The sequence below is a fragment of the Phenylobacterium sp. genome, assembly GCF_031425575.1.
Lineage (GTDB): Bacteria > Pseudomonadota > Alphaproteobacteria > Caulobacterales > Caulobacteraceae > Phenylobacterium.
Genome location: NZ_JANPJP010000110.1, coordinates 1 through 8,831, shown reverse-complemented (window position 1 = coordinate 8,831; position 8,831 = coordinate 1). Strand labels below are relative to the sequence as shown.

Annotated in this window: 7 protein-coding genes; 1 reads left to right on the top strand and 6 read right to left on the bottom strand. The window is 67.7% G+C overall.

Annotated elements, in window-relative coordinates; genetic code table 11:
- A partial coding sequence (locus RMO97_RS06530) for a protease modulator HflC (RefSeq protein ID WP_310539734.1) occupies positions 1–820 on the bottom strand: 820 nt, incomplete at its 3' end.
- Positions 817–2,013, bottom strand: coding sequence for an FtsH protease activity modulator HflK (gene hflK / locus RMO97_RS06525; protein WP_310539732.1), 1,197 nt, complete (start codon positions 2,011–2,013; stop codon positions 817–819). The genes RMO97_RS06530 and hflK, both read right to left, overlap by 4 nt.
- Before the next feature lie 125 nt (positions 2,014–2,138).
- On the opposite strand from hflK, the gene RMO97_RS06520 reads away from it, so the two are divergent.
- On the top strand, positions 2,139–3,257 hold the full coding sequence (locus tag RMO97_RS06520; RefSeq protein WP_310539731.1) for an Mrp/NBP35 family ATP-binding protein: 1,119 nt from the start codon (positions 2,139–2,141) through the stop codon (positions 3,255–3,257).
- A gap of 1 nt (position 3,258) precedes the next feature.
- Here the strand turns inward: RMO97_RS06520 and RMO97_RS06515 are convergent, their stop codons facing one another.
- The 4 genes from RMO97_RS06515 to RMO97_RS06500 form a co-directional block, all read right to left on the bottom strand.
- Positions 3,259–4,665, bottom strand: a complete 1,407-nt coding sequence (locus tag RMO97_RS06515) for an MFS transporter (RefSeq protein WP_310539729.1) — start codon at positions 4,663–4,665, stop codon at positions 3,259–3,261.
- 78 nt (positions 4,666–4,743) lie between these two features.
- Positions 4,744–6,183, bottom strand: a complete 1,440-nt coding sequence (locus tag RMO97_RS06510; RefSeq protein ID WP_310539726.1) for an MFS transporter — start codon at positions 6,181–6,183, stop codon at positions 4,744–4,746.
- A 141-nt stretch (positions 6,184–6,324) separates the two neighbouring features.
- Entirely contained in the window at positions 6,325–7,749 is a 1,425-nt protein-coding gene (locus RMO97_RS06505) for an MFS transporter (RefSeq protein ID WP_310539724.1), read from the bottom strand.
- 158 nt (positions 7,750–7,907) lie between these two features.
- On the bottom strand, positions 7,908–8,813 hold the full coding sequence (locus RMO97_RS06500; protein ID WP_310539722.1) for an SDR family NAD(P)-dependent oxidoreductase: 906 nt from the start codon (positions 8,811–8,813) through the stop codon (positions 7,908–7,910).
- Positions 8,814–8,831: the final 18 nt, after the last annotated feature.

The following is an 8,831-nucleotide window of genomic DNA, read 5'->3' as shown; positions in this document are numbered from 1 at the left end:
CGCCCTGGCCGAGGGAGGCCTCGTAGGCCGACATCGACCGGTAGAAGGCCGCGAAGCTCGGATCGCGGCCGAAGCTCTGGGCGAAGATCCGGGTGCGCTGGGCGTCGCCCTCGCCTCGGGTGGTCTCGGCCTCCTCGGTGGCGGTGGCGAGGGTGATGGCCACTTCCTTGTCGGCGCCGGCGATGATCTCGCGTTTCTTCTGTTCGCCCTCGGCGCGGCGCTGAGCGGCCTCCTGCTGGCGGCTGGTCTGCATGCGGCGATAGACGGCCGCCTGGTTGGCGGCGGGCAGGTCGGCGCGCTTGATCCGCACGTCGATGATCTCGATCCCCAGGCGCGAGGAGTTGGCGCGCTTGGCGACGTCGATCTTGGTCTGAGTCATCAGGGCGCCCCGGCGACCCGAGATAATGTCGCTGGAATTGGCCGTGCCGAGGATCTGGCGCAGGGAGGAGTTCAACAGCCGCTCGATGCGGTCGTTGGCCGTGCGCTCGTCCCGCAGGGTCCGGTAGTACTGCAGCGGGTTGGAGATGCGGTAGCGGACGAAGGCGTCCACCACCAAGCGCTCCTGGTCGGCGGCGATGACCTCTTCCTGGTCAGCCTCGAGCTTCAGGTTGCGCTTGTCGAGCTTGATGACGTTCTCAAGGAAGGGCGCCTTGATCTTCAGGCCAGGCGCGTTCTCGCCAGGCGCGTTGATCACGCGGACGGGTTCGCCGAAGCGGACGACGATGGCCTGCTGGCGCTGTTCGACGATGAACAGGGTGTTGAACAGCACGACGAGGACGCCAAACGCGATGACACCCCAGGTGGTGAGGCGGCGGTTCATCGCGGAGCTCCGGGGCTGGGAATGACGGTTTCGCCGCCCTCGGCCTGCGGTACGACGCGGGCGGTGGGCGTCTTGGCGCGGAACACGTCGGGGGGCAGGATGATCGGGGCGCTGGCGCCCTTGCCGTCGATGACCACCTTGTTGGAGCGCGACAGCACCCGCTGCATGGTCTCGATATAGAGGCGGTCGCGGGTCACGCCCGGCGCGCGCTTGTACTCGGTCAGGATCTGGCTGAAGCGCGAGGCCTCACCGATGGCTTCCCGAACCGACTGCTCGCGATAACCCTGGGCCGACTGGGTCAGCTTGGCCGCGTCACCCTTGGCCTCGTTGATCACCCGGTTGCGGTAGGAGTTGGCTTCGTTGACGGCGCTCTCAGCGTCCTGGCCGGCGTTTGCCACTTCGCGGAAGGCGGCGACGACTTCCTGCGGCGGGTTGGCGCTGCGGATCTGCACTTCGACGATGCTGACCCCAGCTCCCCAGCCGTCCAGGGTCTTCTGCATCAGCTCGGCCGACTGGTTTTGCACCCGGCCGCGGCCGGTGGTGAGGATGTCCTGCAGGGTGGTCTTGCCCACCACCTCGCGCATGGCGCTCTCGGCCACCGCTTTGACGGCGTCTTCCTGGTCGCGGACGGTGAACACGTACTTGGCCGCGTCGGCCACGCGCCAGGTGACGCTGAAGTCCAGGTTCACGATGTTCTCGTCGCCGGTCAGCATCAGGCTTTCTTCCGGCACGTCGGCCCCGGCCGATCCGCCGATGTCGATGCGGTTCAGGCTGGTGACGGCCACCTTTTCCACGCGTTCGATGGGCATGGGCAGGTGATAGCGAAGGCCCGGGGTTTCTGAGCGCGAATAGGCGCCGAAGGTGGTGACCACCGCGGCCTCGTTGGGTTGGACGATATAGACGCCCGACAAGGCCCACAGGGCGAAGCCCGCGCCGGCCACCGCGGCGATCGCGCCGGGACGGATCCGGTCGCCGCCCGGACCGCCGGCGCCGAACATGCTGCGCAGTTGCGCCATCAACCGCTCAAGGGTGGCCGAGATATCGGGACCGCCCGGACCGCCGCCGCCGCCGGGACGGCGCGGGCCGCCGCCTTGCGGGCCTTGGGTCTTGGGGGGTTGCTTGTCGCCGCCACTACCCTCGCCGGATGGCGGAGAGCCCCAGGGGCCGGGGTTCGCATTGTCGTTCCAGGGCATGGTCGCGTCGTCTGCTTCTTTGTCTCGGCGCGGCGGCGAAGGGCCGCCTGTCGTCGGGCTTGTAAACCGGCGCTGTCAGCCGGATATGAGGCGCGCAAGCCCGCAAAGCAAGACACACGGGTGTCATGATCTCTGAAACCGCCCCCGAACGCGCCGTCGTGCTCGCCGCCCTGGATCGGGTGCTGGACCCGAAGACCGGCAAGGGTCTCGTCTCTGCCCGCCTGGTCCACGGCCTGACCCTGGCGCCGGGCCGGGCCGGCTTCGTGCTGGAGGTGGCGGCGGCCGACATCCCCCTCTACGAGCCGACCCGCGCCGAGGCGGAACGCGCCCTGATGCACGTCGACGGCGTGGCCGAGGCCCAGGTGATGCTGACCGTGGAGGCCGACCAGCCACCGCCGCCCCCGCCCGGCGTGACCCGCGTGGTCAAGGGCGCCCGCGTGACCCAGGACCCGGCGGCTGCGCCCAAGCCGCCGGTGGACGCCGTCCGTCCCGACCACGTCCGCCGCGTCATCGCCGTGGCCAGTGGCAAGGGCGGGGTGGGCAAGTCCACCATTTCGGTGAATCTCGCCGCCGCCTTCGCCGCCATGGGCCTGCGCGTCGGCCTGCTGGACGCGGACATCTACGGGCCTTCGGCCCCGCGCATGCTGGGGATCGACGGCGACCCGGGCTTTGGTCCCGACAAGAAGCTGATCCCGCTGGAGGCCTGGGGCATGAAGGTGATGTCCATCGGCTTCCTGGTGGACGAGGCCGCCCCGATGATCTGGCGCGGTCCCATGGCCTCCTCGGCCGTGCGCCAGATGGCCAACGATGTGGGTTGGGGAACCGAGGCCGAGCCCCTGGATATCCTGGTGGTGGACATGCCGCCCGGCACCGGCGACATCCAGCTGACCCTGGTTCAGAAGATCAAGCTGGACGGGGTGGTGATCGTCTCCACGCCCCAGGAGATCGCCCTCATCGACGCCCGCCGCGCCGTGGCCATGTTCCAGAAGACCAACACCCCGATCCTGGGGTTCGTGGAGAACATGTCCTACTTCCCTGACCCCGCCACCGGCGCCCGCATCCCGATCTTCGGCGAGGGCGGGGGCAAGGCGGAGGCGGCGAAGCTGGGCCTGCCCCTGCTGGGGGAAATCCCCCTGGACCAGGCCCTCCGCCAGGCCTGCGACGACGGCAGGCCGGTGACCGCGGCGGCCCCTCAGAGCCCCGCGGCCAACGTCTTCAATCAGATCGCCAAGGCCCTGCTCTAGACTAAGGCCTGTCGTTGGTGTCGGGAACCGAAACGCCCGAGGCGGTGGCCAGGACGCCGGCCTCGGCGGCCAGGGCGTCACGGATGTCGAGCTGGCGGCGGACCTCACCGTGGCGGGCGGCGTCAAGCTTCCAGCCGATGAAGCAGGCTCCGCCGAAGAACACCAGGATGATGGGCGCGAAGACGTAGCAGAGCTCCAGGCCACGGATGGCGGCCGGCGTGTTCACGGCGCCCTCAGAGGCGTTGTAGCCCACCATGCCCAGCACGGTGAAGCTGATGCCCACGGTGAGCGCCGAGCCGATCTTCTGGGTGGTGGTGACCAGGGCGTAGAGCAGGCCGGCCCGCTCCTCGCCGGTCTCCAGCCTCACCTCGTCGGCCACGTCGGCGACCATGGCGCGGACGATCAGCACGAAGGCCGAGGAGACGAAGCCGACGGCGAACATCGCCGGGATGGCCAGGGACATGGTGGCGGGTGGAATGATCATCAGCATCGACTGGGTGACGGCGTAGCAGACCGAGGTCAGCATCAGCGTCCGGTGCTTGCCCAGCTTCTGGGCGGTCCAGCTCCAGAACATCGCGCCGGCCAGGCCCGCGGCGATGTAGAAGATCAGCAGGAACGAGGTCTGGGCCGTGGTGTAGCCCCGGGCGTCGTGGAAGAAGAACAGGTAGAGCGCCGCCGTGGTGCCGGGGCCGAGCGCCATCACGAAATCGGCGATGATCAACCGGATCATCTCGGGCCGGGTGATCAGCTTCCAGTAATCAGCAAAGCTGGCGTGCACGCCCGCGGTTTTCGGGGCGACGCGCTCGGGGCTGATCCAGATGCAGAGCGCCACCGTGATGGGCAGCAGGATGATGCAGAACCACCCCATGGCGTGGACGCTCTCGGCGAAGGTGCCCTTCACCGACAGCTGCACCACCAGGATCGCGACGGCGCCGATCACGCCAACGGCGCTGATCACCCCATAGACCCTGGACCGGTCATTGTAGTCGGTGGCGAGCGCCGCGCCCCAGGCCGCCTGGGCCAGGGTGACGATGGAGATCCCGAGAAACAGCACCAGCAGCCAGCCGATGATATAGCCCTCGCCGACACCGGTGTCGGCCATGAACAACATGTAGACCGCCGCCATCACCAGCGGCGCGCCGACCGCCAGCCAGGGGCGGTAGCGGCCCCAGCGGGAGGTGGTCCGGTCCATGGCCATGCCCAGCAGGGGATCCACGGCCAGGTCGATCAGGCGCACGATGGTGATCGCCGCGCCCACCGCCACCATGGACAGGCCCAGGTGCCCGGCGAAGAACCGGGGCAGGTAGACCGCCATGACCAGGCCGATGGCGGCGATGGGCAAGGCTGTCGAGGCGAAGGATAACGCGACTGGCAGCGATATGCGCTGCGATGGGGGCGAAACCGCCATGGAAATCTCCGTAATGGGGTGGCGCTGAGCGCGCCGGCTTGAAAAAACTCAGGTGCGCCGCGTGGCGCGGAAAAGACGTCAGGTTCGCGAGGCGTCGGGCGCGATGGGCAGAATATTGCCCGGCGTCGCGGTCACGCTCTCGATGATGGGCGCCTCGTCATAGAGGGCGTCGCGTTCCTCCAGCTTGCGCCGGACCTCCGCGTGGCTGGTGGCGTCCAGCTTGTAGCCGATGAAACAGGCGCCCCCGAGCATGACGAAGACGATGGGGCCGATCAGATAGGCGAGCTCCAGGTTGTGGATCGCCTGGGCGGTGTTGGTGGCGCCCTCCTTGGCGTTGTAGCCGACCCGGGCCAGCACGGTGAAGGTCAGGAAGATCGAGAAGGCGCCGGCCACCTTTCCGGTCAGGACGGTCAGGGCGTAGATCAGGCCGATCCGCTCCTTGCCGCCGTCCAGCCGGACCTCGTCGCCGATGTCGGCGGTGATCGCCCGGGTCATGACCCCGAATCCCGCGGCCAGAAACCCGGCCATGAACATCGCCGGCAGAGCCAGCATCATGCTGCCCTTGGGCAGGAAGCCCACCATCATCAGCATCAGGGAATAGCCAGTGGTGGTGACCATCACCGCCCGGTGCTTGCTGATCCGGTTGGCCAGCCAGCTGACCGACGGCGCGCCCGCGAAGCCTGCCAGGATATAGACCAGCAGCAGGATGTTGGCCTCCGAGGTGGAAAAGCCTCGGGCGTCCTTGAAATAGAACAGGTAGAGCGCCGCCATCCAGCCGGGACCGAGCGCCAGGCAGAGGTCGGCCAGCAGGATGCGGATCATGTTGGGCCGCGAAATCAGCGCCCAGTAGTCGTGCAGATTGAAATGCTTGCCGCCGACATCGACGGTGATCTTCTCGGGCGTACGCCAGACCACCAGGGCGACCGCCACCGGTGTCAGGCCGATGATGAACCAGCCCATGGCCTGGACGCCTTGGGCGTCCGTCAGGCCCTGCTGCTCCAGGACGATGGGGATCACCAGGACGAGAACCGAGCCCAGCACCCCCACCGCGGTCATCACCGCGAAGATGCGCGAACGCTCGTGATAGTTGGTGGCCAGCGTCGCGGCCCAGGCAGAGTGCGAGAGGCCCAGGATCGAGGTGCCCAGGTACATGATCAGCAGCCAGCCCCCGAGATAGAGCTGCCCCGAGCCCTCAGGCGCCTGGAACAGCATGATCAGGGCGATCATCAGGATCGGCGCGCCGATCACCGTCCAGATTCGATAGCGGCCCCAGCGGGTCCGCGTGCGGTCCATGATCATGCCCAACGCCGGGTCCAGCGGGATGTCGATGGCGCGCACCAGGGCGAAGACTGCGCCAACCACCGCCAGCTCGACGCCGATGTGGCTGGCGAAGTAGCGGGGCAGGTAGACCGAGATGGCGATCGCCAGGGCCGACAGCGGCAGGCTGGTCCCGGCGAAGGCCAGTATGGTTCCGAGCGATAGTCGCCCGGACGAGCTCGCCGTGCTGGCTTGGGTCAAGTTCGCAATCCTCCGCGCACACCCAGCACACACTTGTCGGAGGCTTGAGTCTTGCGCGTAGGTTACGCTTGATCACCTGTGCCGAAGCAAGCGGTTTCGCGGGCGCCGGCCGGGGATTCCGGCCAGCGCCGCGTCCAGCTGTCAGTCCGCCCGGGACGGCGTCGGGATGGCGGCCTCGCCGGTCACGCTCTCGATGATGGGCGCCTCATCATAGAGGGCGTCGCGGGCGTCCAGTTCGGCCCGGATTTCCGCGTGCCGTTCGGCCCCCAGCTTGTAGCCGATCATGCAGGCGCCCCCCAGCATCACGAAGACCACCGGCCCGATCAGATAGGCCAGCTCCAGGTTATGGATCGCCTCGGGCGTGTTCTGCGCCCCGTCGGCCGCCAGGTAGCCGACCTTGGACAGCACCCAGAAGGTCAGGCCGATGGAGAAGGCGCCGGCGATCTTGGTGGTCATGACGGTGATGGCGTAGAGCAGGCCCGAACGCTCCTTGCCCTGTTCCAGGCGCACCTCGTCGGCGACGTCGGCGGTCATGGCGCGGGTCAGCACGTTGAAGCCCGCGGCCATGAAACCGGCCATGAACATCGGGATCGCGCCGATCAGCATGTTGCCCTGCGGGATCGCCATCAGCGAGATCAACACCAGGGAATAGACCGTGGTGGCCACCATCACCGCGCGGTGCTTGGAGATCTTCGTGGCCAGCCGTCCCATCAGCGGCGCGCCGGCGAACCCGGCCAGAATGTAGACCGCCAGCAGGATGCTCGCCTGGCCGGTGGTGAACCCGCGGCTGTCGGTGAAGAAGAACAGGTACAGCGCGCTCATCCAGCCCGGGCCCAACGACAGGCACAGGTCGGCCAGCAGGATGCGCAGGAAAGAGGGGCGAGTGATCAGGGCGCCGTAGTCGCGCAGGCGGAAGGAGTGGCCGGGAACCTCGGGCGCGATCTTTTCCGGGGTGCGCCAGATGACCAGGGCCGTGGCGATCGGGGTCAGGACGAAGATGAACCAGCCCATGGTGGAGATGTTGCCGGCGTCAGACGCGCCGCGGGCCTCGTTGACGATCGGGATCGCCAGGATCGAGGCCGCCCCCAGGACGCCGATGGCGGTCATGATGCCGAACAGCCGCGAGCGGTCGTCATAGTGAGGGGCGAGCGTCGCGGCCCAGGCCGCGTGCGACAGGGCCAGGATCGAGTTGCCCAGGTACATCACCAGCAGGCAGACGATCAGATAGGTCCGTCCCACACCCTCCGGCGGCATGAACAGGAAGTAGATGCCGGCCATCAGCACCGGCGCGCCCAGGATCGTCCAGACCCGGTAGCGACCCCAGCGCGTGCGGGTCTTGTCCATGGTCCAGCCCAACAGGCCGTCCACCGGGATGTCGATCATGCGCACGATGAAGAAGGCCGCCCCCACCAGGGCCAGGTCGATGCCGAGGTGGCTCGCATAGTGGCGGGGCAGATAGACCGAGATGGCGATGGCGACGGCGGAGATAGGCAGGCTGGTGGCCGCGAAGGCCATGGCCGTGGAGAGCGGCAGGCGTCGCGCGCTCACCACCGAAGACTCGCTCATGTAAGGTCCCTGTTCCTGATGGATCGCCGCTCTTGCGGGGGCGTGCAGACCCCTAGGTTACGCGCGATTAGGCAGGGGGGAGCAAGTGAAATCACTGCAACGCAAAGGGGCGGCCCCTGCTGGAGCCGCCCCGAGGTCGAACGCGGTGGGGTGTGACCCTAGCCGCCCTGCATCTTGCGGAAGAACTTCCCGCTCTGCTCGCCGCCATTTAGATAGGCCTGCTGGCCGGCCGGATCGGAAATCTTGGACCAGTTGTCGCGCACCTCTTCCACCGACAGGCCGCCCTCCCCGAGATAGACGCCCTCGGTTTCATAGAGGCGGGTGAGGGCGAAGGCGCCCGCGCCGGCGGTCAGGATCGCGCCGGTGGGGGCGTCTTCCGAGGCCAGGTAGACGACGCCCGGCGTCACATATTCGGGCTTCAGCTTTTCCAGGATGGCGGGGGGCATCAGGTTCTCGGTCATGCGCGTGGCGGCGACCGGGCTGATGGCGTTGATGTGGATGTTGTTCTTCTGGCCTTCCAGGCGGATCGTGTTCATGAACCCGATGATGCCCAGCTTGGCGGCGCCGTAGTTGGACTGGCCGAAGTTGCCGTACATACCCGACGACGAGGTGGTCACGACGATGCGGCCGTAGTTCTGCTCGCGCATGATCTCCCAGACGGCCTTGGTCGGCTTGACCGTGCCCATCAGGTGGACGTTCAGCACCAGCTCGAAGTCCTCCATGGTCATCTTGGCGAAGCTCTTGTCGCGCAGGATGCCGGCGTTGGCGATCAGCACGTCGATGCGGCCCCACTGGTCCATGGTCTGCTTGACCATGTGGGCGACGCCGGCGTCGTCGGTAACCGACGAGCCGTTGGAGATGGCTTCGCCGCCCATCGCCTTGATCTCTTCGACCACGGCGTCGGCGGCGGCGGACGAGCCGCCCGAACCGTCCATCGAGCCGCCCAGGTCGTTGACGACAACCTTGGCCCCGCGGCGCGCCAGCTCCAGCGCATGCTGCTTGCCCAGGCCGCCGCCCGCGCCGGTGACGATCGCCACTTTGCCGTCGAAGCGGATGTCCGCCATGGAAGTCTCTCCAGAAAG